Origin of the sequence: Nocardiopsis changdeensis, from assembly GCF_018316655.1 — a bacterium.
Lineage (GTDB): Bacteria > Actinomycetota > Actinomycetes > Streptosporangiales > Streptosporangiaceae > Nocardiopsis > Nocardiopsis changdeensis.
On record NZ_CP074133.1, the window covers coordinates 7,159,878 to 7,184,762 of the forward strand.

21 protein-coding genes are annotated in these 24,885 nt (G+C 74.6%); 14 read left to right on the plus strand and 7 right to left on the minus strand.

The annotated features are described in order from the left end of the window. Positions 1–135: 135 nt before the first annotated feature. Entirely contained in the window at positions 136–714 is a 579-nt protein-coding gene (locus KGD84_RS32165) for a DUF1349 domain-containing protein (protein ID WP_220564038.1), read from the plus strand. A gap of 228 nt (positions 715–942) precedes the next feature. Beyond that, on the plus strand, positions 943–2,652 hold the full coding sequence (locus tag KGD84_RS32170) for a hypothetical protein (protein WP_220564039.1): 1,710 nt from the start codon (positions 943–945) through the stop codon (positions 2,650–2,652). Positions 2,653–2,807: 155 nt separating this feature from the next. Here the strand turns inward: KGD84_RS32170 and KGD84_RS32175 are convergent, their stop codons facing one another. Further along, positions 2,808–3,305, minus strand: a complete 498-nt coding sequence (locus tag KGD84_RS32175; protein WP_220564040.1) for a phosphoribosyltransferase — start codon at positions 3,303–3,305, stop codon at positions 2,808–2,810. Positions 3,306–3,615: 310 nt separating this feature from the next. Here KGD84_RS32175 and pdhA point away from each other — a divergent pair, with 310 nt between their 5' ends. From pdhA to KGD84_RS32190, 3 genes are read left to right on the plus strand one after another with little or no spacing between them, the layout of a single operon-like run. After that, the gene (gene pdhA / locus KGD84_RS32180) at positions 3,616–4,701 is read left to right on the plus strand and encodes a pyruvate dehydrogenase (acetyl-transferring) E1 component subunit alpha (protein WP_220564041.1); all 1,086 of its coding nucleotides are present in this window, start codon (positions 3,616–3,618) and stop codon (positions 4,699–4,701) included. 3 nt (positions 4,702–4,704) lie between these two features. Then, positions 4,705–5,703: an alpha-ketoacid dehydrogenase subunit beta gene (locus KGD84_RS32185; RefSeq protein ID WP_220564042.1), complete on the plus strand. Its 999-nt coding sequence runs from the start codon at positions 4,705–4,707 to the stop codon at positions 5,701–5,703. Beyond that, complete coding sequence (locus KGD84_RS32190; RefSeq protein ID WP_220564043.1) at positions 5,700–7,106, plus strand: dihydrolipoamide acetyltransferase family protein; 1,407 nt, start codon at positions 5,700–5,702, stop codon at positions 7,104–7,106. The genes KGD84_RS32185 and KGD84_RS32190 overlap by 4 nt, the downstream gene beginning before the upstream one ends. A 223-nt stretch (positions 7,107–7,329) precedes the next feature. Here KGD84_RS32190 and paaZ read toward each other — a convergent pair whose 3' ends face one another. Next, positions 7,330–9,369 (minus strand): phenylacetic acid degradation bifunctional protein PaaZ, encoded by a 2,040-nt coding sequence (paaZ, locus tag KGD84_RS32195; protein ID WP_220564044.1) that lies wholly within the window; start codon positions 9,367–9,369, stop codon positions 7,330–7,332. Positions 9,370–9,584: 215 nt separating this feature from the next. On the opposite strand from paaZ, the gene KGD84_RS32200 reads away from it, so the two are divergent. Both KGD84_RS32200 and KGD84_RS32205 read left to right on the plus strand, forming a co-directional pair. Beyond that, entirely contained in the window at positions 9,585–10,169 is a 585-nt protein-coding gene (locus KGD84_RS32200; RefSeq protein WP_220564045.1) for an RNA polymerase sigma factor, read from the plus strand. Beyond that, positions 10,166–11,242 (plus strand): CU044_5270 family protein, encoded by a 1,077-nt coding sequence (locus KGD84_RS32205; RefSeq protein ID WP_220564046.1) that lies wholly within the window; start codon positions 10,166–10,168, stop codon positions 11,240–11,242. Before KGD84_RS32200 ends, KGD84_RS32205 begins: the two co-directional genes overlap by 4 nt. A 470-nt stretch (positions 11,243–11,712) precedes the next feature. Here KGD84_RS32205 and KGD84_RS32210 read toward each other — a convergent pair whose 3' ends face one another. Next, positions 11,713–12,234, minus strand: coding sequence for a YbaK/EbsC family protein (locus KGD84_RS32210; protein ID WP_220564047.1), 522 nt, complete (start codon positions 12,232–12,234; stop codon positions 11,713–11,715). Between the two features lie 46 nt (positions 12,235–12,280). Further along, entirely contained in the window at positions 12,281–13,252 is a 972-nt protein-coding gene (locus KGD84_RS32215; protein WP_255646928.1) for an ADP-ribosylglycohydrolase family protein, read from the minus strand. Positions 13,253–13,394: 142 nt separating this feature from the next. On the opposite strand from KGD84_RS32215, the gene KGD84_RS32220 reads away from it, so the two are divergent. Further along, complete coding sequence (locus KGD84_RS32220; protein ID WP_220564049.1) at positions 13,395–15,224, plus strand: PASTA domain-containing protein; 1,830 nt, start codon at positions 13,395–13,397, stop codon at positions 15,222–15,224. A gap of 72 nt (positions 15,225–15,296) precedes the next feature. Here the strand turns inward: KGD84_RS32220 and KGD84_RS32225 are convergent, their stop codons facing one another. Then, positions 15,297–16,133: an SDR family oxidoreductase gene (locus tag KGD84_RS32225; protein WP_220564050.1), complete on the minus strand. Its 837-nt coding sequence runs from the start codon at positions 16,131–16,133 to the stop codon at positions 15,297–15,299. A 248-nt stretch (positions 16,134–16,381) separates the two neighbouring features. Between KGD84_RS32225 and KGD84_RS32230 the strand changes: the two genes are divergently transcribed. From KGD84_RS32230 to KGD84_RS32255, 6 genes are read left to right on the plus strand one after another with little or no spacing between them, the layout of a single operon-like run. Next, positions 16,382–17,560 (plus strand): substrate-binding domain-containing protein, encoded by a 1,179-nt coding sequence (locus KGD84_RS32230; RefSeq protein WP_220564051.1) that lies wholly within the window; start codon positions 16,382–16,384, stop codon positions 17,558–17,560. Next, positions 17,560–18,357, plus strand: coding sequence for an ABC transporter ATP-binding protein (locus tag KGD84_RS32235; protein WP_220564052.1), 798 nt, complete (start codon positions 17,560–17,562; stop codon positions 18,355–18,357). Before KGD84_RS32230 ends, KGD84_RS32235 begins: the two co-directional genes overlap by 1 nt. Next, the gene (locus KGD84_RS32240) at positions 18,354–19,130 is read left to right on the plus strand and encodes an ABC transporter ATP-binding protein (RefSeq protein WP_220564053.1); all 777 of its coding nucleotides are present in this window, start codon (positions 18,354–18,356) and stop codon (positions 19,128–19,130) included. The genes KGD84_RS32235 and KGD84_RS32240 overlap by 4 nt, the downstream gene beginning before the upstream one ends. Next, entirely contained in the window at positions 19,127–20,026 is a 900-nt protein-coding gene (locus KGD84_RS32245; protein ID WP_220564054.1) for a branched-chain amino acid ABC transporter permease, read from the plus strand. The genes KGD84_RS32240 and KGD84_RS32245 overlap by 4 nt, the downstream gene beginning before the upstream one ends. After that, entirely contained in the window at positions 20,023–21,135 is a 1,113-nt protein-coding gene (locus tag KGD84_RS32250; RefSeq protein ID WP_220564055.1) for a branched-chain amino acid ABC transporter permease, read from the plus strand. The genes KGD84_RS32245 and KGD84_RS32250 overlap by 4 nt, the downstream gene beginning before the upstream one ends. Before the next feature lie 13 nt (positions 21,136–21,148). Further along, complete coding sequence (locus KGD84_RS32255) at positions 21,149–22,051, plus strand: alpha/beta hydrolase (RefSeq protein ID WP_220564056.1); 903 nt, start codon at positions 21,149–21,151, stop codon at positions 22,049–22,051. Here KGD84_RS32255 and KGD84_RS32260 read toward each other — a convergent pair. Both KGD84_RS32260 and KGD84_RS32265 read right to left on the minus strand, forming a co-directional pair. Next, the gene (locus tag KGD84_RS32260) at positions 21,977–23,962 is read right to left on the minus strand and encodes a helix-turn-helix domain-containing protein (RefSeq protein ID WP_220564057.1); all 1,986 of its coding nucleotides are present in this window, start codon (positions 23,960–23,962) and stop codon (positions 21,977–21,979) included. The genes KGD84_RS32255 and KGD84_RS32260 overlap by 75 nt on opposite strands. Next, entirely contained in the window at positions 23,947–24,774 is an 828-nt protein-coding gene (locus KGD84_RS32265; protein WP_220564058.1) for a 3-hydroxybutyrate dehydrogenase, read from the minus strand. The genes KGD84_RS32260 and KGD84_RS32265 overlap by 16 nt, the downstream gene beginning before the upstream one ends. Between the last annotated feature and the right edge of the window lie 111 nt (positions 24,775–24,885).

Genomic DNA, 24,885 nt, shown 5'->3' on the forward strand with positions numbered 1-24,885 from the left:
CTGGGGGGAGGCACGGCGATAGGTCGCCGTGCCTCCCCCTCGCCTTGTCCCCCTCTCGCCACGGCGCCTTGTCGACATAGGGTCGTACCGACGTTCACAGGAGCGCTCCCACACCCCTGAACGAAAGGCGCCACCGTGTTCACCGACATGGCCTGGATGAACGAGCCCCCGTCCTGGACGGTCGAGGACGGCGTCCTCACCGTGACCACCGGGGACCGCAAGGACTTCTGGCGGCACACCCACTACGGGTTCGTGCACGACGACGGCCACTTCCTGTCCGCCGAGGCCACCGGGGACTTCACCGTCCAGGTCACGTTCGACGGCGACTACCTGGAGCAGTACGACCAGGCCGGCCTGATGCTCCGCGCCGACGAGGAGAACTGGATCAAGACCGGCACCGAGTTCGTCGGCGGCGGGCTCAACGTCAGTGCCGTGGTCACCCGCGGCCACTCCGACTGGTCGGTGGTCTCCCTGCCCCGGACCGGGGGCTCCTTCCCCCCGGTGACCATCCGGGCGATCCGCACCGGCGAGACCGTCAACGTCCAGTACCTCGACGGCTGGGGCGCGTGGCGGCTGCTGCGGTTGGCCCACCTGCCGCTGGGCGGGACCTGCCGGGTGGGGGTCATGTGCTGCTCGCCGCAGCGGGAGGGGTTCCGCGCGGTGTTCCGGGACTACTCGATCACCCCGGAGATCCCCGAGGACACCCACGCCTGACCCGAGGATGGGGGCGGACCGGTGCGTGAGGGCGCCGGTTCGCCCCGCCCGGCGCCCGCTCCCGCCCGGCGCCCGCTCCCGGCCGGGGCCGCGTCCGTCCCGGCATACCGCTCGGGCGGACGGTGTTTCACGTGAAACACCGGCCGTGACACGGCGGCACAATACGGGGTCGCCCCGTACCCGGTGGGGAACAATGTGCGGGACGGCTCCCCCAGGAAAGGCGCCACGGTGTTCCACCAGCCAGGACTGCCCTCCGACCTGCCCCATCCCGAGGTCCTGTGGGCCCGGGTCGGGGCCTACGCGTCCGTCTGCGCCGGGCTCGGGCTGACCGAGTGCGTCCCCGGACCCGCCGCCGTCCACTTCCGGCTGGTCCTGGGATCCCGCTTCTGTCTGGCCCGGGTGGCCGGCGGCGGGTTCCTGCTCGTCGGGCAGGACCCCGAGAGCGCCGGGGAGCGGGCCCGGACCCGGCCCATCGATCCCTTCCAGGGCGCACCCGAGACGCTGCCCTGGGACTGGCTGGCCGAGCGGCCCCGCCCCGACTTCGCCTACTGGTGGGACGGGGAGTGGGCGCGCGCCGCCTACCCCGACGACTGGGCGGACGACGGCCTGGCCGCCACCGTCGGCTGGTGCGCCGACCTGGACGACTTCACCGAGTGGGTGGTCCGCGCCGCCCTGGACACCGCCGACCCCGCGGACACCGTGTCCGCCCGCAAGGCCGTGGCCGACCTGGCGGCCCGGGCCCGGGAGCGCACCCTGGACGCCGACGCGCTCACCGGGGTCCTGGACCACGCCGCCCGCGACGACGCCGACCCGGCCGCGGGGCTCGCGCTGGCCCGCCGACTCGGGCTCACCGGCGAGCGGGAGCCCGAGGAGATGGAGCCGGGCGGCTCCCGGCCCACAGCCGCGCACCCCGCCATCGGCGGGCGCTCCCTGATGCTGCTGCTCGGAGACGCCATGCGCGCGGCCCGCGAACTGCCCGGCCGCGGCGACCCCGTCACCGCCCTGGCGGCGGACGCCGAGCCGGACGGCCGTGCCGAGGAGGCTCTGGCCCGGGCCGCGGCCCTGGTCCGCGGCCACCTGCTCGGCGACACCGACCGCAGGGTCCTCCTCTACCGTGCCCCCCACCCGCACGGCCTCCTCCACGACGACCCGGTCCCCGTCGCCGCCGATCCCGGGATGCACGCGGTCCTGGAGCGCCTGCGCCTGGACGAGGGCGGCGCGGACGGGCGGTGGCTCTTCGCCCGCCTGACCGTCACCCGCGAGGGCGTCACCCTGGAACGCGCCTACGACCACTGGCCGGAGTGGATGCCCGGGCCGGTGGACGAGGACGTCCGCGAGTTGGGATTCGCGCACCCCACCGGCGAGCCCGCCGACGTGGACGGACTGCGCGCCGAGATGGCCCGCCGGGCCCCCTCCCGCCGCCCCTCCTGGGCGGACCTGCTGTCCGACCGCGCCGCCGACGACCCGCCCTGGCCGGGCCCGCCCGACCGCCCCAGCGTTCCGCCGCTGCGGCTCCCCCTCGCGCGCCGGGTCGCCCTGCTCGACGACATCGCCGACCGGATGCGCTGCCTGGCCCGGGGCCTGGAGTGGTCCCGGCTGCGCCTGACCTACCGCGCCCTGGCCGGGTACGCGGGCGGCACCCTGACCGCTGCCCGGCCCGACGGCGACCGCGATCTGCCCGTGGACCGGGACCTGCGCGCCGCGCTGGAGGTGCTGCGCTCGGCCACCTACGTCGAGGAGCGGGGCGCCTGGTTCACGGTCGACATCGTCGTGGGTCCGTCCTCCGGGTGGCGGGTCTCCTACGACCGGGACGGCGAACCCGCCTTCTCCCTGCCGCCGACCGCCTTCGACCACGCCCTCGACCTGCGGTACTTCCCCCGGTCCTCGGTGAACGTCCCGCTGTGGCTGGCCGAGCGGCTGCGCATCGCCGCGTCCTGACCGGCCGGGGCTGACCCGTATCGGAGGCCTGCCGCGTCCTCCTCCCCCTGCCCGGGGCCCGTGCCCGCCTCCGTACCGGTGCCCGTCCTCCGGGTCCCGGACCTTCCGGGCGCGGGGGCACGACGGGCCCGCCGCGCACCCGCGCCGCCCCGGAGCTAGGAGTCGAGGACCTGGCCCTCGCGGGAGACCACCGGGGGCAGCACCGACCACGGGAAGTCGATCCACTGGTCGGTGCGCTTCCACACGTACTCGCAGTCGATCAGCGAGTGGGACTTCTGGTAGATGACCGCGCTGCGCACCTCGGCGACGTGCTCGGCGCAGAAGTCGTGGACGAGCTTGAGGGTCTTGCCGGTGTCGGCGACGTCGTCGGCGACCAGGACCCTCTTGTCGCTCAGGTCCACCACGTTGGGGACGGGCGGCAGCATGACCGGCATGTCCAGGGTCGTGCCCACGCCCGTGTAGAACTCCACGTTCATGACGTGGAGGTTCTTGACGCCGAGGGCGTAGCCGAGGCCGCCCGCCACGAACAGTCCGCCGCGCGCGATGGACAGGATGATGTCGGGCTCGAAGCCGTCGTCGGCGATCTCCTGCGCCAGCTCCCGCATCGCGGTGCCGAACAGCTCGTACGTGAGTGTCTCGCGGTCGTCGCTCACCGGTACCTCGTTCCTCTCGTGTCACACCCTGCCACGCATGCTAGGACCCCGTCCCGGCCCGGGGCCCCGGGGGCGCGGCGTTCCGGCAGGTGGGCGGGCGCGCGGGGGTGACCGGGAGTGTCGGCCACATGTCCATCCGGGGGCGTGTCCCGGGTCACATATCTGGACGAATGGTTACAAAATCCAGTGTCATCTACGACGTTTTCTCGACTTCGGCACGCCTATGGCGAACAGATGGCAAGAAACCTCACCATATGTCTGTACACGTCACCTTCGACACATCCGACTCTCGACATATGGAGGCAGAGGCATGGCCGACGACCGGGACCTGCTCCCCTCCGAGCAGCCGGTGCAGCTGCTCGACGAGTCGGGGAGGCCGGTCGAGAACCCGACCCTCCCCTTCCCCGACAACGGACGTCTCCTCGCCGCGTACACCGCCCTGGTGGTCGGCCGTCGCGTCAACGACCAGGCCGGCGCCCTGGTCCGCCAGGGCCGCCTGGCGGTCTACCCCTCCTCGCACGGCCAGGAGGCCTGCCAGGTCGGCGCCTCCCTCGTGCTGGGCGAGAACGACTGGCTCTTCCCCACCTACCGGGACACCGTCGCCGTCGTCACCCGGGGTGTCGACCCCGTCGAGGTGCTCACCCTCCTCAAGGGCGACTGGCACGCCGGGTACGACCCCTACGAGCACCGGGTCGCCCCGCAGGCCACCCCGCTCGCCACCCAGCTGCTGCACGCCGTCGGCGTCGCCCACGCCGCCCGCCTGCGCGGTGAGGACACCGTCGTGATGGCCCTGTGCGGCGACGGCGCCACCAGCGAGGGCGACTTCCACGAGGCGCTGAACTTCGCCGCCGTGCTCAAGGCCCCCGTCGTGTTCTTCGTCCAGAACAACGAGTACGCCATCTCCGTCCCCCTCGCCCGGCAGACCGCCGCGCCCTCCCTCGCCCACAAGGGCATCGGCTACGGAGTCAACGGCGAGCGCGTCGACGGCAACGACACCGCCGCCGTGCTGGCCGTGCTGGACGCCGCCGTCGCGGCCGCCCGCTCCGGCGCGGGCCCGCAGCTGGTCGAGGCGCACACCTACCGCATGCAGGCGCACACCAACGCCGACGACGACACCCGCTACCGCGACAGCGACGAGGTCGGCCCGTGGGTCGCCCGCGACCCGCTGACGCGGCTGGAGGCGCTGCTCAAGCGCAAGCGCGTGCTCACCAAGGCGCGCCGGGACGAGATCACCGAGCGGGCCGAGGCCGTCGCCGCCGCCATGCGCGAGGGCATCTCCCGGGACGAGGACCCCCACCCCTCCGAACTGTTCGCCCACGTGTACGCCGAGCCCACCCCGCAGCTGAGGGAGCAGGCCGCCGTCCTGGCCGACGAACTGAGCAGAGAGAGCGACTGACCCATGGCGACCGATCCCACCAAGCTCACCATGGCCCAGGCCCTCAACCGGGCGCTGCGCGACGCCATGGCCGAGGACGAGACCGTGTACGTCTTCGGCGAGGACGTCGGCCCCCTCGGCGGCGTCTTCCGCATCACCGACGGCCTCACCGCCGAGTTCGGCGAGGACCGCTGCTTCGACACCCCGCTCGCCGAGTCCGGCATCGCGGGCCTGGCCGTGGGCATGGCGATGAACGGGATGCGCCCCGTCATCGAGATGCAGTTCGACGCGTTCGCCTACCCGGCGTTCGAGCAGATCGTCAGCCACATCGCCAAGCTGCGCAACCGCACCCGCGGCCGGGTCTCCCTGCCCATCGTCATCCGGGTGCCCTACGCGGGCGGCATCGGCGGCGTGGAGCACCACTGCGACTCCTCCGAGGCGTACTACGCCCACACCCCCGGCCTGAAGGTGGTCACCCCGGCCACCCCCGCGGACGCCTACCACCTGCTGCGCGAGGCCATCGCCTCCGACGACCCCGTCGTGTTCATGGAGCCCAAGAAGCTCTACTGGGCCAAGGAGGAGTTCGACCCCGGGGACGGCTCGCGCCCGGGCATCGGCACCGCGGTGGTGTGCCGCCCCGGCACCGACGCCACCCTCATCGCCTACGGGCCCTCGGTGCCCACCGCGCTGGAGGCCGCCGAGGCCGCCGCCCAGGAGGGCCGCAGCCTCCAGGTGGTGGACCTGCGCTCGATCGTCCCCTTCGACGACGAGACCGTGTGCGCCGCGGTGCGCTCCACGGGCCGGGCCGTCGTGATCGCCGAGGCCAGCGGGTTCGCCAGCGTCGCCTCGGAGATCGTGGCCCGGGTGACCGAGCGCTGCTTCCACTCCCTGGCCGCCCCGGTGCGCCGGGTCACCGGGTTCGACATCCCGTTCCCGCCGCCCAAGCTGGAGCGCCACCAGCTGCCGAGCGTCGACCGCATCCTCGACGCGGTGGACGACCTTCAGTGGGAGGACGACCAGTGACGATCCGCACCTTCGAACTGCCCGACCTGGGCGAGGGCCTCACCGAGGCCGAGGTGGTCAAGTGGCTGGTCGCGGTGGGCGACACCGTCGCCATCGACCAGCCGATCGCCGAGGTGGAGACCGCGAAGTCGATCGTGGAGGTGCCCACCCCCTACGGCGGGGTGGTGCACGCGCTGCACGGCGCCGAGGGCGAGGTGCTGGCGGTGGGCTCCGTGCTGATCAGCGTCGCCGACGAGGCGGAGGCCCCGGCGGCCCCCTCCGAGCCCGCCGCCCCCGCGCCCGCCGTGCCGGAGCCGGCCGCGGTGTCCGCGGCCGGTGAGCGGTACCGCGAGGAGGAGCGCGCCGGGAGCGGCTCGGGCAACGTCCTCATCGGCTACGGCACCCCGGAGGCGGGGGCACGGGGGCGCCGCCGTCGGCCCCGCGGGGCCGTTGCGGCGCCCGCCGCCGCGCCCGCGGCCCCGGTCGCGCCCGAATCCCCGGCCGCGCGCCGCGTCCCGCTGGTGACCTCGCCGCTGGTGAGACGGCTCGCCCGCGAGGCCGGCCTGCGCGTCGCCGACATCGAGGGCAGCGGCCAGGACGGGCTCATCACCCGCCGCGACGTGCTCGCCGCCATCGAGGCCGCCCGGGCCCCGGTCGCCGCGCCCGCCGCCGCGCCCGCCGCCGAGGCGGTCCCGGCACCGGCCCCGGTCCCGGCGGGCGCCGTGGACCCGCGCACCGGGCTGGCCGAGTCCGCCAGGATGCCCATGAGCGGGTTCCGCAAGAGCGTCGCCGCCGCCCTCTCGCGCAGCCGGAGCGAGATCCCCGAGGCCACCGTGTGGGTGGACGTCGACGCCACCGAGCTGGTCCGCCTGCGCGCCGCCCACCCGGACGGCCCGGGGCTGCTGTCCTACGTCGCCCGGTTCACTGTGGCCGGACTGCGCGCCCACCCCGAGCTCAACGGGCTGGTGGACACCGAGCGCGGCGAGCTGGTCCAGTACGACGGGATCAACCTGGGCCTGGCCGTGCAGACCGACCGCGGCCTGGTCGCGCCGGCCGTGCTCGGCGCGCACCGGCTCACCACCGCCGAGCTGGACACCGAGATCAAGCGGCTCACCGCCGCCGCCCGCGCGGGCCGGGCCACCCCGGCCGAGATGACCGGCGGCACCTTCACCCTCAACAACTACGGTTCGCTGCGGGTCGACGGAAGCGCCGCCATCATCAACCACCCGCAGGTGGCCATCCTCGGCATCGGCCGGATCATCGACCGCCCGTGGGTGGTGGACGGCGAGCTGACCGTCCGCAAGGTCACCCAGCTGTCGTTCGCGTTCGACCACCGGGTGTGCGACGGCGGCGCGGCGGCCGGGTTCATGCGGGTCGTCGCCGACGCCATCGAGGACCCCGCCGCGGCCATCGCCCGCCTGTAGCGGGTCCCACGACAGCGCCCCGGGAGGAGTCGGCACCCCCCGGGGCGCTCTTCCGTGCGGCGGGGGTGCCGCCTCCGGACGGTCGGCCCCGCGGCCGCGGGGCCACCGGTGCCCGCAGGCCGCGCGCCGCCCGGTGCGGCCCCGGACGCGGCGGTGCCCCCGGCCGGTCGGCCGGGGGCACCGCCATGTCGACACGGCGATACACCGCCATGCCTCTTCGCCGTTACGCCTCCTCGTCGCCCTTGGCGACCAGGGTGAGCACGTCGTAGGTGGCGACGGCCTCGCCGTCCTGGTCGGTGACCACGGCGTCCCAGCGGACCTCGCCGTACTCCGCGTTGGTGCGCGGGGTGATCTGCTTGGCGGTCAGCGTCACCCTGATGACCGCGTCCTCCTTCACGGGGGTGAGGAACCGCAGGTTGTCCACACCGAAGTTGGCCAGCACCGGGCCCGGGGCCGGGTCCACGAACAGGCCCGCGGCCAGCGACACCACCAGGTAGCCGTGCGCCACGATCCCGCCGAACAGCGGGTTGGCGGCGGCGGCCTCCTCGTCGGTGTGGGCGTAGAACGTGTCCCCGGTGAACTCGGCGAAGTGGTCGATGTCGGCGCGGGTCACCCTGCGCTCCGCCGACTCGATGGTGTCGCCGATCCGCAGCTCGGCCAGGTTCTTGCGGAAGGGGTGGACGTCGCCCGTGTTCCTCTTGGACCCCGTGGTCCAGTGTCCGGTGATCGCGGTGAGCATGTCCGGCGAGGCCTGGATCGCGGTGCGCTGCATGTGGTGCTTGACGCCGCGCACGCCGCCCAGCTCCTCACCGCCGCCGGCGCGGCCCGGGCCGCCGTGCACCAGCACGGGCAGCGGGGAGCCGTGGCCGGTGGACTCCTTGGCGTCGTCCCGGTCCAGCACCAGGATGCGGCCGTGCCAGGGGGCGACGCCCAGGACGACCTCGCGGGCGACGTCGGGGTCGTGGGTGACCAGCGAGCCCACCAGGGAGCCCTTGCCCAGGGCGGCCAGCTCGACGGCCTCGGCCACCGAACCGTAGGTGATGACGGTGCTGACCGGGCCGAACGCCTCCACCTCGTGCGGCTCCCGGGCGCCCGGCTCGGCGCGCAGGAGGATCGGAGACATGAACGCGCCGGACTCGGCGTCGGCGCCCACGACCTCGACCAGCTCGGGGTCGCCGTACACCAGCTCGCAGGAGGTGCGCAGGGCCTTGACCGCCTTGCGGACCTCGTCGCGCTGGGCCAGGGAGACCAGGGCGCCCATGCGGGTGTCCGGGTGGTCGGCGGCGCCCACCACGACCTTGGCCAGGCGCTCCTTCAGGGCCTCGACGACGGTGTCGGCCATCGCCTCGGGGACGATGACACGGCGGATGGCGGTGCACTTCTGGCCCGCCTTGACGGTCATCTCGGTGACGACCTGCTTGATGTACAGGTCGAACTCGGGGTCCTCGGCGGTGACGTCCGGGCCCAGGATGGAGCAGTTGAGGGAGTCGGCCTCGACGTTCAGCTGCGTGCCGCCGCTGACCACGTTCGGGTGGTTGCGCAGGATGGCGCCGGTGGCGGCCGAGCCGGTGAAGCCGACGATGTCCTGCGGGCCCAGGCCGTCGAGCAGCCCCCGGTGCCCGGCGACGAGCAGCTGGAGCGAGCCCTCGGGGAGGATCCCCGACTCGACGGCCCTGCGGACCACGGCCTCGGTCAGGTAGGCGGTCTGGGCGGCGGGCTTGACGATGCTGGGCAGCCCGGCCAGGAACGCCGGGGCGAGCTTCTCGAGCATGCCCCACACGGGGAAGTTGAACGCGTTGATCTGCACCGCGACGCCGGGCCGGGAGGTGTAGACGTGCTGTCCCGCGAAGGTGCCCTCGCGGCTCAGCCGCTCCAGGGGGCCGTCGAGGATGACCGTGGAGTTGGGCAGCTCGCGGCGGCCCTTGCTGGAGAAGCTGAAGAGGGTGCCGAAGCCGCCGTCGATGTCCACGGCGCTGTCGCGCTTGGTGGCGCCGGTCCGGTGGGAGAGCGCGTAGAACTCGTCCTTGTACTGCATCAGGTGCTGGGCGAGGGCCTTGAGCAGGTTCGCGCGCTGGTGGAAGGTGAGGGCGCGCAGCGCCGGGCCGCCGACGGTGCGGGCGTAGTCGACCATGGCGGAGACGTCGGGGCCGTTCTGCGACATGCGGGCGACGGTCTCACCGGTGTTCGCGTCGGCGAGGGGCTCGCCCCCGTCGGCGGGGGTGAACCACGATCCCAGCGCGTAGCTCTGCAGTACTTCGGACACCTGACGGTCCTCTCCTCGGGCTGAGTGTCTTCCGGCACAGTATTACAGACCGATCGTTCAGTAAATAGTGCCGGGCCGGTCGCGTCCGCCACCACCTGCGTTTTCCCACCATGTGGACGTGCGGACAGGTGGTTCTGTCGACATCTCGAAAATGGCGTGTAATGAACGGCCCGCCGCCGACAGAAGAGGGGTGAAGGCACACCGAGAGGAGAGGGATGAGCGGCGATGACACGGAGGAGGGAGCGGGTGGACTGTTCACCCGCTTCTTCGCCGGCCACTACGACGACGTCCGGCGCTACGCCCTGCGGAGGCTGGGCCCGGACGCGGCCGACGACGTCGCGGCGGAGACCTTCTCCGTCGCCTGGCGCCGGTTCGACCGGATGCCCCGGGACGAGCCGCTGCCGTGGCTGTACGGGGTGGCCCGCAACATCGTGCGGGCCCGGTTCCGGGAGCTGAGGCGACAAGGAGAGATGTCGACCCCCTTCCCCGAGGGCGACCACCGGGAGCCGGGCGCGCCGGACCCGACCGGGGCGGTGGCCGAACGCGACAGCGCGCTGCGGGCGCTGGGGCGGCTCGGCGAGACCGACCGGGAGCTGATCATGCTCCTGGCCTGGGAGGGACTGGAGGTGCGCGACGCCGCCAGAGTGCTGGGCTGCACCACCGCCACGGCCCGTGTGCGGCTGTACCGGGCGCGGCGGCGGATCGAGCGCTTCCTGGACCATCCGCCCCCCGACGGGGCGCGCCGCCCCGTGGCCGCCCCCCGGACCCCCGCCCGCACCGCCCTGAAGGAGAACCCATGAAGGACACCGCGTTCAACGACGACGTCGCCGCCGTCCGGCGCCTGTTCGCCGGGCACGACCCGGCCGCCGGGTATCCGGAGGACGCGGCCGCGCGCGAGCTGTCCCGGATCGAGGTCATCGCCGCCGGGCACCGGCCGGGGGGCACCTCCCCGGCGCGGTCCCGCCGCCTCCTGCGCCCGGCGCTCATCGGGGTGGCCGCCGCGCTGACGGCCGTCGCGGTCGTCGTCCCGGTGTCGCTCCAGAGCGGGCGGCCCGCGCACGCGGAGCCGCCGCCCGCCCCGCTGGACGTGCCCGCCTCCGAACGCACCGGGGGGCGGGAGTACCTGCTCGACCTGGCCCGCGCCGCCGCGGCGGCGGAGCCGCCCGCACGCGACGGGGACGTGGCGTACGTGCGGACCTCGGAGTGGACGTTCACGTACTCGCAGGACGTCGACAGCGGACGGGCCGGCTGGGGGATCCTGCCGGAGGAGCGCAGCGTGTGGCGGGCCCCCGACGAGTCCGGGGTGGAGCTGTCCGTGCCCCGCGAGCCGGAGCACGTCGGCGGCGACGAGGGCCCGCTGGGCTTCCTGTTCGGCGACGGCACCGAGCGCTTCGAATGGGGGGACGGCGAGGGCGGAGACGGGATGTTCTTCACCTGGGAGCCGGACACGCTGTCCACCGACCCGAAGGAATTGGAGGAGCAGCTGGTCGACGGGGCCGGGTTCGACGCCGACACGCCGGAGGCGACCCTGTTCTACGCGCTCCAGAGCCTGTACACCGAGGCCCCCGTCGACCCGCGGGTCCAGTCGGCCGTGCTGCGGGTGCTGGCCGGGCACGAGGGGGTGCTCTACGCGGGCCCGTCCGAGGACCGGTACGGGCGCGAGGGCGAGCTCTTCCTGGTGGAGGAGGAGGGCGAGGAGACCCTGGAGCGCCGGATCATGTTCGACGCCGACACCGGGATGCCGCTCTACTTCGAGGTCGTCGCGGTGGAGTCGGAGTACGAGCAGCCCGAGGGGGTGGAGCTGCCCCTGGTCAACCACTACTCGGTGATCGTGGAGACGGCCTGGGTCGCGGAGGTCGAGGACCGGCCCTGAGTCGCCCGGCCGGGTCCGTCCACAGCCTGTGGACAGCGCCAAGGGCTCCCCGCCGTGGCGGGGAGCCCTTGGCGCTCGGCGCCGTGACCGTCCCCGGCTTGCGGGTCCCGGGGCGGGTCGTCCGGCGGGGCCCGTCCACAGCCTGTGGACGGGCCCGAGGGCTCCCCCGCCGTGGTGGGGAGCCCTTGGCGCTCGGCGCCGTGACCGTCCCCGGCTTGCGGGTCCCGGGCCGGGTCGTCCGGCGGGGTCCGTCCACAGCCTGTGGACGGGCCCGGGGACTCCCCTGCCGCGGCGGGGCCCTCGTGCTGCTCGGCGTCGTGTCCGCTCCCGGTCCGCGGGACCCGGGGCCGGGCCGCCCGGCCGGAACCGGGCGCACCGCCGGGTCCGCGGGACCCGGGCCGGGCGGGTTCATCGGGGGTGAGGTCCACGACGTGTCCGCCGGGTCCGCGGGACCCGGGCCGGGCCGCGGGTCAGTGCTGGGCGAGCGGGACGACCTCGGCGCCCGGGAGGGCGGCCACGAGCTTGCCCGGCACCCACAGCTTGGACCGGCGCAGCCCGCTGCCCACCACCACGTACGGGGTGGCCGCCACGGCCTCGTCCACCAGGATCGGCCACTCCTGCGGCAGCCCGAACGGGGTGATCCCGCCGTACTCCATCCCGGTCAGCCCTGTGGCCTCCGCCATCGGCGCGAACGACGCCTTGCGCGCGCCCAGGTGGCGGCGGACCACGCCGTTGACGTCGGCCCGGTCGGTGGCCAGCACCATGCACGCCGCGTAGGTGGTCTCGCCGCCGCGCTTGGCCGCCACCACCACGCAGTTCGCGCTGGTCTCCAGTGTCATCCCGTAGTGGGTGCAGAAGGCCGCGGTGTCCGCCAGGTTCGGGTCGATCGGCGCGACCCGCACCTCGGCGCGGCCCCGGACGGCCTCCCGGACGGGGGCGGCCATCAGGTGCTCCTGCTCGCCGGCGTCCACCCAGTTCAACGACACGGACATGGGCATGCTCCTCGTTTCGTGTTCCGGACGGCCCCAGCCTAGGGACCTACGACGCGGAATGCCGCCGCAGGATCTCCAGGGCGAGTCCGGCCAGGTCGTCGGACCGGTACCCGGGCCACCCGTGCACCGCCGACACGTACCCCGCCGGGATCCCCGACAGGCCCCACCGGGCCCCGGCCAGCGCACCGGCGATCGCCGCGACGGTGTCGGTGTCGTTGCCCGCCCGCACCGCCGCGTGCACGGCCGCCACGTACCCCTCCGGGTTGCGGGTGAGGGCCGACCACGCCGCCTGGAGCGCGCTCACCACGAACCCGTTGTTCGCGAACGTGTGCGGCGCCGCCGACTCCGCCTCGTCCAGCCAGGACTTCCAGCGGCCGCGCGCGTCCTCCGGCAGCAGTTCCACCCCGTCGCGGACGCCGTCCAGGGTGCCCTCCAGCACGGCCCGGCGGATCCCCTCGCACCACAGCACGCAGGCCTGCGAGGCCAGCGGGTCCCCGTGGGTCAGGAGGCTGTAGGCGTCGGCGGCCCGGGCCAGCCCCTCCGGGTCGCGCAGGTAGGCCAGGGCCAGCGGCCCGGTGCGCATCAGCGACCCGTTGCCCGCGCTCGCCACCCCCTCCTCGAACATGGACGCGGCGTACGCCGCCATCACCTCGGCGACCTCGGGGCGGCGGAAGGCGCCCCCGGCGCCGTCCATCACCCGGCGGGTCTGGTTGCCGATGTCGGTGGCCCCGCCGTTCGCCCACTCCAGGAAGGCGTCGGCGGTCGCGCGCAGCGCCCCGGCGGACAGCGGGTCGTCGTGGTCGCGCAGCGCACGGGCGATGCACACCGTCATCTGGGTGTCGTCGGAGTACTCCCCGGGCGCGTAGGGGCCCAGGCCGCCGCCGATCATCTCCGGCACCCGGCGCTCGGACAGCGTGGGGCCGAACTCGTAGGGCACGCCCAGCGCGTCGCCGCAGGCGGCGCCCAGCAGGACGCCCAGGGCGCGGTCCTCGATGCTTCCGGTGGGCGGGGTCTGCACGGTCGCCTCGCAACGGTTCGGGGGAAGGGCGGACAGCGCCGACATTACCGTTCCGGCCTTCGCCGGGGGGTCGGGTGAGCGAACCGGTACGGGGTGAAATCAGAGCCGAATTCCGGAATTCCGGCCCGTACAATTCCGATTCATGGAGACCCCCACCCCCGATCCCCACTCCGGCGCGGTCCTGGACGGACGCTACGTCCTCGGGGAGCGCCTTCGCAGTGATGCCTCGGGGAGCGCCTACGCGGCCCACGACCGCGCCACCGGGACGACCGTCGTCGTCACCGTCCTGCACCCGTGGCTGGTCGGCGACGCGCCGGCCGTGCACGCCTTCCGCGGCAGGGCGCAGCACCTGGAGGCCGTCTCCCACCCGGGCCTGGCCCGGTTCCTCGACCACGGCCGCGACGGGGACCGCGTCTACGCCGTCAACGAGTACCTCCGCGGCGAACCCCTCGCCGAGGTCCTGGACGGCGCCTTCCCCGTCCACGAGCCGCACCGGGCGCTCACCGTCATCGCCTCCGTCCTGGAGGCGCTCGACGCCGCCCACGCCCAGGGGATCGTGCACGGCGCCCTGACCCCCGACCGGGTCGTCGTCGGCGACGACGGGAGGGCGGGCATCACCGGCTTCCCGCTCCTCTTCGACGCCGCCGAGGACGAGGCCCCCGACACCCGGACCGACGTGCGCGCGGTGGGCCTGCTCCTGCACGCGCTCATCACCGGCGAGCCGGCCGACCCCGGCGAGGCGCGCCCGCTGCGCCCCTCGGCGCTGGTGGACTCCCTGCCGCCGGACCTGGACATGCTGGTCGCCAACGCGACCGACCCCAACCCGCGTTACCGGCCCCGCGACGCGGGCCAGTACCTCACCCTGGTCGAGCAGGTGATGCGGTCGCTGTCCCGGCCGTTGGAGGAGGGCGGCGCCGACACCACCCGTCCCATCCCGATCGCCGCCGCCGAACTCCCCGCACCCCGCCGCAGGCCGCTGCGGCGCCGCGTCCCCGTGCTGGCGGCCGCCGTGCTGCTGGTCGCCGCCCTGTTCGCGACCGGGTGGGCGCTGTTCCCCCGCGAGCCCGAGGCCACCCTCCCCGACCTGGCGGGGGTCGCCGCGGAGGAGGCGGAGGCGCGGCTGGAATCGCTCGGCCTGGGGCTGGTGGTCCGCTTCCGTGACACCTACCACGACACCGTCGAGCCGGGCGGGGTGGCGGGCAGCGAGCCGGGTCCGGGCGCCGTCCTGGCCGAGGGCGACGCGGTCATGCTGGCGCTGTCCGTCGGACCCCGCCACGCGGACGTCCCGGACGTGGTCGGCGACACCGAGAACGAGGCCCGTGACCTGCTGCGCGAGGCGGGGTTCACCCGCATCGACGTCGTCCAGGAGCACTCGGCCGAGCAGCTGCCGGGGACCGTCCTGGCCACCGAGCCCGCCGCGGGCCGGGAGGGCGACCGCGAGGACCCGGTGGTCATCCGGGTCAGCGAGGGCGTCATCGTCCCCTCGCTGGACGGGATGACACAGGAGGAGGCCGTGGACGCCCTCACCCGGGTCGGCCTGACAGCGGTGGTCGTGGAGCAGCACCACGAGACCGTCGAACCGGGCGGGGTCAGCGCCCAGAACCCCGAGCCGGGGTCGATCCTGCCCGAGGAGGGCGAGGTCTCGGTGACCGTCTCGACCGGCCCGGAGCCCGAGGAGGAGCCCTCGGAGTCCCCGTCGGAGACCCCCTCGGAGGAGTCCGGCGGCGACCGCGACGAGGAGTCCGAGGACGGGGACGGCGACGGGCACAACGACGGGCACGGCGGAGGCCAGGGCGGAGGCTGGGACGACCACTCCTGCTCCGCGCCCGCCTGGAGCCCCGGCACCACCTACGAGGAGGGGGAGCGGGTCAGCCACAACGGCCGCGAGTACGAGTCCCGCTGGTGGAACCAGGACAACGAGCCCGACTCCGGCACGCTCTGGGGCCCCTGGTCCGACCGCGGCCGCTGCTGAGCCCGCCGCCGGGCCCGCGCCGCGCCCGAGGCGGGCGCGGCGCGGGCCCGGGGCGGACGCCGCGCGGCGCGGTCAGCGGAAGTCGTCGGCGCGGTCGCGCGCCCACTGGGAGAAGGGCAGCGCCGGGCGGCCGAGCACCTTCTCGACGTCCCCCGACACCTCCTCGGGGCGCTCGGCCAGCGAGGCCCAGTACTCCAGCGCCGCCTCCGCGTACCCGGTGTCCCCGAACAGGGCGGTGAGCTCCGCCGCCGCCTCCTCCCGGGGCTGCTCCTCCCACCGCGCCGCCACGCCGACGGCCTCGCCGAGCAGCCGCACCTGGTCCCGCTGGGACACCGCCTCCGGGCCGGTCGTCAGGTAGGCCCTGCCCGCGTGCCCCTCGTCGACCAGGGCCCGCACCGCCATTTCGGCGACGTCGCGCTCGTGCACCAGGGACCGCCGCGCGTCCCCGTACGGGGCCCGCACCGTGCCGGTGCGGACCCGCCCGGACCACTGGAGCGCGTTGGCGGACAGCCCGGTCACCCGCAGGAAGACCCACTCCGCCCCGGAGTCCCGGACCGCGTCCTCCACCGCGCCCCACGACCCCCGCTCGCCGGGGTCCCCGCCACCGGCCTGCGCCGCCGAAAGGTAGACGACGCGGTCCGCGTGCCGGGCCAGCGCCGCCGCCACCGGCCCCACCCCCTCCGCCGTCATGAGCGGCCACACCAGGTAGGCGGCCCGGACGCCCTCCGCCGCCCGGGCCACCGCCTCCGGGTCGGTGACGTCGCCGGTCACGGCCTCCACCCCGGCCGGCAGGCCGTGGTCCTCCCGGCGGACCAGGGCACGCACGGGCACGCCCTCGGCGAGCAGGCCGGCCACCACGTGCCGGCCGGTGTTGCCCGTCGCCCCGGTCACCAGTACGGGTCGCTCCATGGTCGTTCCCCTCGGTTCCGCGGCCGGATCGCCCGGCCGTCGGAGGACAGCCTGGTTCCTCAACAAATGTTGAGGTCAAGGCCCGCGGTCCCCGAAAGGGCCCTATGGCGCCCCTCTACACCGGTTCGCGCCCGAATGTATGTCACATGTACATGTGAAACGGATCACCGTAGCTCTACCTTCGGGTTGGCACCCCATCCCCCAGCGCGGGCGATCGTGACGAGGCGGTGCCGACTGGAGGAAGAGAAATGCGCAAGACCCCCCTGACCGCCGCCTCCTGCGCGGTCGTCCTCGCCCTCACCGCCTGCGGCAGCCCCGGCGAGGCCGCGGGAGGGGGCGGGGACGGGCCCGTCAGGATCGGCATCGTCTACTCGGCCACCGGCCCGCTGGCCACCTACGGCGAGCAGTACAGGCAGGGCCTGGAGGCCGGACTCGACTACGCCACCGGCGGCACCATGGAGATCGACGGCCGCGCCGTCGAGGTCGAGTACATGGACGACGGCGGCGACCCCACCGCCGCGGTCTCCGCCGCCCGCGAGCTCATCGGCACCGGCCACGACATCATCGCCGGGTCCACCGCCTCGGGCATCGCCGTCCAGGTCGCCCCGCTGGCCGAACAGGACGACATCCTCTTCATCTCCGGCCCGGCCGCCACCGACGCCGTCACCGGCATCAACGCCAACACCTTCCGCTCCGGCCGCCAGACCTACCAGGACATCCTCGCCGCGGGCAGCTTCATGGACGACGCCGAGGGCTCCAAGGTCGTCGTGTTCGCCCAGCAGGGCACCTTCGGCCAGGCCAACGTCGACGCCGTCACCGCCGTCCTGGGCGGGGAGGGCGCCGAGGTCGACAGCATCCTGGCCCCGGCGGACACCACCGACCTCACCCCCTTCGCCGAGCAGGTCGGCAAGGCCGACGCCGACCTGGTGTTCGTCGCCTGGGCCGGGGAGACCGCCGCCGCCATGTGGCAGGCCCTGGACCAGCAGGGCGTCCTCGCCGACACCGAGGTCGTCACCGGCCTGGACATCAGGGCGTCCTACCCGGTCTTCGGCGAGGCCGGCGGCGACATCTCGTTCCTGTCCCACTACTTCGACGGCGCCTCCGACACCGAGGCCGCCCTGGCCATGCGCGAACGCGTCGAGGAGGCGGGCGGCACCGTCGACCTGTTCACCCCCGACGGCTTCACCGCCGCCCAGATGATCGTCCACGCCGCCACCGAGGGCGATACCACCGCCGACCGCGTCGCCGCCCTGGAGGGCTGGACCTTCGACGGCGTCAAGGGCGAGCTGACCATCCGCGCCGAGGACCACGCCCTGCTCCAGCCCATGTACCAGGTCGAGCTGGTCGGGTCCGGCGACTCCGCCGAGCCCGAGCTGGTCGCGGAGATCCCCGCCGCCGACGTCGAGCCCGTCGTCGCGGAGGGGTGATGGCCACCGACACCCCCGCGGGCGCGGCCACCGCCGCCGCGCCCGGCGCGGCCGCGGCCACCTCCCTGGCCCTGGACCACCTGAGCTGGTCGGTCGGCGGCGCCGTCATCGTCGACGACATCACCATGCACGTCGCCGAGGGCGAGTTCGTCGCCCTCATCGGACCCAACGGCGCCGGCAAGACCTCCCTGTTCAACCTCGTGTCCGGCCTCACCAGGCCCACCGCGGGCACGGTCTCCCTGGGCGGCGCCGACATCACCCGGTACGCCCCGTACAAGCGGGCCCGCCTGGGCATGGGCCGTACCTTCCAGACCTCCAGCGTCTTCGCCGACCTCACCGTCGGCGCCAACGTCGGCCTGGCCGTCCAGGCCCGCACCGGCGACTCCCGCAGGTTCTGGAAGCGCGCCGGGGACGGCGGCCCCGAGGCGGCCGCCGCCCTGGACCTGGTCCGCCTCTCCCACCGCGCCGCCGCGCCGGCCGGAGACCTCTCCCACGGCGACAAGCGCAAGCTCGAACTCGCCCTGCTGCTGGCCCGACGCCCCCGGCTCATCCTCCTGGACGAGCCCATGGCCGGGGTCAGCGCCGGGGAGGTCGGCGAACTCACCACCGTCATCCGGGACGTGCACCGCGAACAGGGATGCACGGTCCTCATGGTCGAACACCACATGGAGGTGCTCCTCGACATGGCCGACCGGCTGGCCGTGATGCACCACGGCGCACTGCTCGCCTTCACCGACCCCGACTCCGCCATGGCCGACCCCGACGTCCAGGCCGCCTACCTCGGGGACGGGGCGTGACCGCCGCCGGACCGCTGCTGGAGGCGGTCGACCTCAACGTGTGGATCGAGGGCTCCCACATCCTCCAGGGCGTCTCCTTCGCCATGCCCGAGCGCGGCGTCACCTCCCTGCTCGGCCGCAACGGCGTCGGCAAGACCACCACCGTCAAGGCCGTCCTGGGCCTGGTGCCCCGCACCGGCCGGGTGGTCTTCGACGGCGCCGACACCACCGCCGAGCCCACCCACGCCATCGTCTCCCGGGGCATCGGCTACGTCCCCGAGGAACGCGGGATCTTCGCCGCCCTCACCGTCGCCGAGAACCTACGCATCGCCGAGCGACGCCCCGGCCCTCACCGCTACGGCCTCGTCCACGAACTGTTCCCCGAGCTCGCCGCGCGCAGGGACCAGCCCGCGGGCACCCTCTCCGGCGGCCAGCAGCAGATGCTCGCCATCGGCCGCGCCCTGCTCAACGACAACCGCCTCCTCATCGTCGACGAGCCCACCAAGGGCCTGGCCCCCCGGATCGTCCGCGAGGTCGCCGACGCGGTGGCCCGCGCCGCCGAGGAGGTGCCGGTGCTGCTGGTCGAACAGAACCTGTCCCTGGTCCGCCGGGTCGGGGGCGACGCCGTCGTCCTGGACGCCGGCCGGGTCGTCCACACCGGCCCCGTCCCGGACCTCCTGGACGACGCCGACCGCGTCCGCGAACTCCTGGGCGTGTCCCGCGCGGCGGCCGCCCCCGCCGCCGCGCCCGCCACGGGCACGGCCGCCGACACCGAAGGGAGGCCGACCGCGTGAGCACCGTGGTCCTCCTCATCGTCACCGGGCTCGGCCTGGGCGCCCTCTACTTCCTCATCGCCTCCGGCCTGTCGCTGATCTTCGGCCTCATGGACGTGCTCAACTTCGCGCACGGGGCGTTCCTCGCCCTGGGCGCCTACGGCACGTGGTGGGCGGCGAACTTCCTGCCCGGGGCCGGCCCCGACGGGCCCGGGTTCCTGCTGGCCCTGGTGTTCGGCGTCGCCGCCGGAACCCTGGCCGCCACCCTCGTCGAACTGTGCGTCATCCGCCCGCTCTACGGCAGGCACCGCGAGCAGATCCTCGCCACGGTCGGCCTCAGCCTGGCCACCCCGGCGCTCCTCCAGGCCGTCTGGGGCGCCGACCCGCTGACCTTCCCCAAGCCGGACCTGGTCCGGGGCACCGTCGAGGTGCTGGGCGCCAGCATCCCCAGGGACCGGCTGCTGCTCATCCTCGCCGCGGCCGCCCTGTTCACCGCCCTGTGGCTGTTCAACTCCCGCACCCGCTACGGGCTCATCGTCCGCGCCGGGGTCCAGGACCGGGCCATGGTCACCGCCCTGGGCATCGACGTGCGCAGGTCGTTCACCCTGGTGTTCGCCATCGGCGGCGCCGCGGCCGCGCTGGCCGGGGCGCTGGGCGGCCTCTACTACGGCGTGGTCACCCCCACCCAGGGGATGTCGCTGCTGATCTTCGCGTTCATCGTCGTGGTCATCGGCGGCACCACCTCACTGACCGGCTGCGCGATCGCCTCCGTGACCGTCGCCCTGGTCCAGCAGTTCGCCAACTACTACACCGTCGCCGGACTCGGCGACATCGCCGTGGTCATCGTCCTCGCCCTGGTGCTGCTCACCCGGCAGGGCGGACTGGCCGCCAAGAAGTCCGCGGAGAGGGTGGCATGATCACCGAGACCGAACCCCGGGCGGCCGCCCGGGCCGACGACACCGCGGCCCCGGCCGCGAGCGGGCGGCGCCGACTCCCCCGCTGGGCCGGCCCGGCCGCCGTGCTGGTGGTCCTGGCCACCCTGCCCTTCTCCACCCTGACGGTCCCCGGCCTGTTCGAGGGCGCCCTCAACAGCCCGGCCACCCTGCACCTGCTCGCGTTCTGCCTCGTGTTCGGCGGCCTGGCCACCAGCTACGACCTGCTGTACGGGAGGGTGGGGCTGCTGTCCTTCGGGCACGCCCTGTACTTCGCCTGCGGCGCCTACACGGCCGCCCTCCTGATGCGGATCCTGGAGCTGCCCCTGCTGTGGGCGGCGCTGGTCTCCGTCCTGGCCGGAACCCTGCTGTCCCTGCTGCTGGGAGCGGTGGCACTGCGGGTCAACGGCATCGCGATGGCCATGGTCACCCTGGCGTTCGCCCAGGCCGGGTCCATCCTGGTGGCCCGCGACCCGGGCCGGGTGACCGGCGGCGAGGAGGGCCTGTCGCTCAACACCGCCGTGGTCCCCGACGCGTTCGTGGGCGTCATGAACACCGCCAACCTGTACTGGGCGGCGCTCGCCTACGCCGCGCTCGCGACCGTCGTGGTGTGGTGGCTGTCGGCCTCCCCGGTGGGCCGGGTCTGGCAGGGCATCCGCGCCAACGAGCAGCGCGTCGCGGTGCTGGGCGTCGACCCCTACCCGTACAAGCTGGCGGCGTTCACCGTCGGCGGCGGCCTGGCCTCCCTGGGCGGCGTGGTCTACCTGCTGGTCACCGGCGGGGTCACGCCCACCATCACCACCGCCGAGTTCACGCTCACCCTGCTGGTGATGGTGGCCCTGGGCGGGGCGGGCAGCCGCTGGGGCGCGGTACTGGGCGCCGGGCTGTACACCTACGCCGAGCACCGGCTGCGCCAGGCGGGCGGGGAGGCCTTCTCGGCCCTGCCCGACTGGATCGCCGCCCCGCTGTCCCAGCCCCTGTTCATCCTCGGAACGCTCTTCGTCCTGATGGTCTTCTTCTTCCCCGGCGGCCTGACCGCGCTGCCCGGGCGGGTCCGGTCCGCGCTGCGCGCCCGCCGGACCGCACACGAATGAGAGGGAAAACCGCATGAGCGACACCACCCCGGTCGGCGGGGACGAGTACACCGTCCCCGTCCCCGGGGGCGACCTGGCCGTCACCCGGTGGGGTGACGGCCCCGGCGTCCCCGTCCTGGCCGTCCACGGCATCACCGCCAACGGCCACTCCTTCGCCCGCACCGCGGCCGAGCTGGCCGCCCGCGGCGGCCCCCCGCTGCACGCGCCCGACCTGCGCGGGCGCGGGGCCAGCGGCACCCTGCCCGGCCCGCACGGCCTGGCCGCCCACACGGACGACCTCGTCGCCGTCCTGGACCACCTGGGCGTGGAGCGGACCGTCTGGGTCGGCCACTCCATGGGCGCGTTCGTGGCCTGCCTGGCCGCCGTGCGCCACCCCGACCGGGTGGCCGGGCTGCTGCTCGTCGACGGCGGCCACGGGCTCCCCGTCCCCGCCGGGACCGACATCGACGCCGTCCTGGGCCCGGCCATGGCCCGGCTGCGCATGACCTTCGGCTCCCCCGACGACTACCGGGCGTTCTGGCAGAGGCACCCGGCTTTCGCCGGCCGGTGGAACCCCTGGGCCGATGACTACGTCCTGCGCGACCTCACCGGGACCGCCCCCGACCTGCGCTCCACCTGCGACGAGGCGGCCGTGCGGGTCGACGGCGGGCAGGTCCTGTCCGACACGGAGGCCCTCGGCGCGATCCACCGGCTCACCGTCCCCGCCCGCCTGCTGTGGACGGCGCGCGGGCTCATGGACGAAACGCCCGGGCTGTACACGCCCGAGCGCCTCGCCGGCCTGCCCGACACTCTGGCCACCGTCGAACTCCCCGACGACAACCACTACACGCCGCTGTTCTCCTCAACCGCCCGGCTGCTCGCCGAGCAGGTCCACACCCTTGTCCAGGAGACCGTGCAGGTGCAGGGCCAGCTGTAGCTCCAGCGCGCGGTCGGGGTGCTGCCAGTCCTCCCCGAGGAGCTGGCCGATCCGCTCCAGGCGCTGCGACACCGTGTTCACGTGGATGTGCAGCGCCGTGCGGGCCCTGGACAGGTTGCCCCCGGCCGCGAAATACGCCTTCAGCGTCTCCACCAGCACGGTCCCGCGCCGCTCGTCGTACTCCAGCAGCGGACCCAGCGCGGACCGCACGAACCCCGGCACGTCCCGGTCCCGGCCCAGCAGCAGCCCCGAGAACCCCAGGTCCTCGGCGGTCGCCAGGTCGCCCTCCCGGCCCAGCGCCCGCAGCGTCTGCACGCACCGCGCCGCCTCGGCGAACGCCGGCCGGAACCGCTCCGGGCCGTCCGTCGGCCCGGCCAGCCCCACCGTCACCGGGGCACCCCCGGCCGCCAGGGCCAGCTCCTCGGCCGCACGCCGCCCCGCGGCCCTGGGGTCGGTCCCCGGCAACGCCAGCACCAGCTGCCCCGCCCGGCTCCCGGCCAGCCCGCCGGTGGTCTCGGCCACGTGCGTGGCCGCCGACCGCAGCCGCCCCGGGTCGGCGCCCGGGGCCTCGGCCACCACCAGCACGTGCGGCGCGTCCAGGTCCGCGTGCAGCAGGGCCGCGCGCTCCCGCAGCGAACCCGGGTCGCGCGCCGGGGTCTCCAGCAGCTCGTTGAGCAGGTCGCCGCGCACCCGGTGCTCGGTCTCGCTCACCGAACGGCGGATCAGCAGCAGCAGGGCCGTCACCATCGCCGCCCGCTCCAGCACCCGCTGGTCGGTCTCGTCCAGCTCCACCCCGCGCAGCACCAGCGTGCCCAGCGGTTCGCTGCCCGCCGCGGCCGACGCCACCCAGGCGTTCCCGGCGCGCACCGCGCGGCCGCTCGCCAGCGCCGCCCTCACCGCCTCCTCCACGGCCCCGTCCGGCTCCGGCTGGTGCGGGCGCTCGGTCACCGACCCCTGCGGGGTCGCCGTCACCGTCACGTCCGTGGTCACGTCCCGGACCGTCACCGACCCGCCCAGCACCTCGGCGATCGCCGCCGCCACCTCCCGCACCCCGCCGCCGCGCAGCACCAGGTCGGTGAGGCGGTCGTGGGCGGCCGCCGACCGCTCCACCGACGCCGTGTGCCGCTGCAACCGCTCGTTGACGGTGTGCAGCTCGTCCAGCGCCCGCCGGGTGTCGTCGATGAGGTTGGCGCTGTCGATCGCGATCGCCGCGTGCGTGGCCAGCGACGACAGCAGCGCCACCTCCGAGTGCGCGAACGGCCGCTCCCGCCGGTTCGCCGCGAACAGGACCCCTACATCCCGGCCGTTCATCTTCAACGGGACGCCCAGGATGGCCACCAGGCCCTCCTCGCGCACCGCGTGGTCGATGTTCTCCGCGTGGGCGAACCGCGGGTCGGCGAAGTAGTTCGCCGTCACGTACGGCAGCGCCGTCTTGGCCACCAGGCCGCCCAGCCCCTTGCCCGCGCCCAGCCGCAGCTGCTGGAACGACGCCGACACCGACCCCGACGTCACCCGCATCACGGTGCCGCCCGCCTCCGGGTCGCTCAGCGTCAGGTACGCGATGTCGGTGCCCAGCAGGTTGCGCGCCCGCTCCACGATCGCCCGCAGCACCTGGTCGAGGCTGCGCATCCCCGCCAGGTCGTTGGCGGTCTCGAACAGGGCGCTCAGCTCCGACTCGCGGCGCTGCCGGTCCCGCATCACCGACCGCACGCGCAGCGCGGTCAGCTTGGCCGCCTCCAGGGCCGCCACCACCTCCGGGTCCGCGCCCTGGGCGCGGGCCCGCAGCACCGGGCGCTCGTACTCCACCGCCGGCGCGTCGCGCAGCAGCAGGTCCAGGAAGGGGGCCTGGCCGGCGACGCCCGCCGGATCGTCGCCGGGCCGGGAAGGGGTCGTGTTCAGCTCGCGCTCCATGCTCCGTCCACCGGCAGCGACGCCCCGTTGATGTACGACGCGTCGTCACCGCACAGGTAGGCGACCAGCTCGGCCACCTCCTCCGGTTCGATCAACCTCTTCAGCGGGGTCCGTGCCAGCAGCACCTCCGACACCACCCGCTCCTCGGGGATGCCGTGCGCCGCCGCCTGGTCCGCGATCTGCTTCTCCACCAGCGCCGTGCGCACGTATCCCGGGTTCACACAGTTGGAGGTCACCCCGTGTGGGGCCCCCTCCAGCGCCACCACCTTGGAGAACCCCTCCAGCCCGTGCTTGGCCGTCACGTACGCCGACTTGTAGGCCGAGGCGCGCAGCCCGTGCACCGAGGAGATGTTGACGATCCTTCCCCAGCCCCGCCCGTACATGTGCGGCAGGGCGCCGCGCACCAGCCGGAAGGGCGACTCGACCATGAGACGAAGGATGAACGAGAACCGCTCGGGAGGGAAGTCCTGCACCGGCGAGACCGTCTGCACGCCGGCGTTGTTCACGACGATGTCGCAGCCCCGGGCGGCCTCCTCGGCGGCGTCGAGGTCGGTCAGGTCCAGTACGACCGGCTCGCCCACACCCCGGTCGGCCAGGGCGCCGAGGGCGTCGGCGTCCACGTCGGCCAGACGCACGGAGGCGCCCGCGTCGGCCAGGCGCAGGGCGCAGGCCCGGCCGATGCCGCCGGCGGCACCCGAGACGAAGGCGGTCTTGCCGGTCAGGTCGACCCGGGCGGTGCGCTCCGCGGGCCGGGGGGAGGGGGTCCGGGGGGCGCGCCGCGCCGTATCCGCCGGGAACTCGTGCGTCGTCATGGCAGCAAGGTAGGCCCGAGCGCGCGGCCGGGGGATAGGAGGCGGGGACACACCACCGGACCCGGACATGTGGACATCGGCCATGCCGCCGGAGTCCCCTGTGGGGTTCGC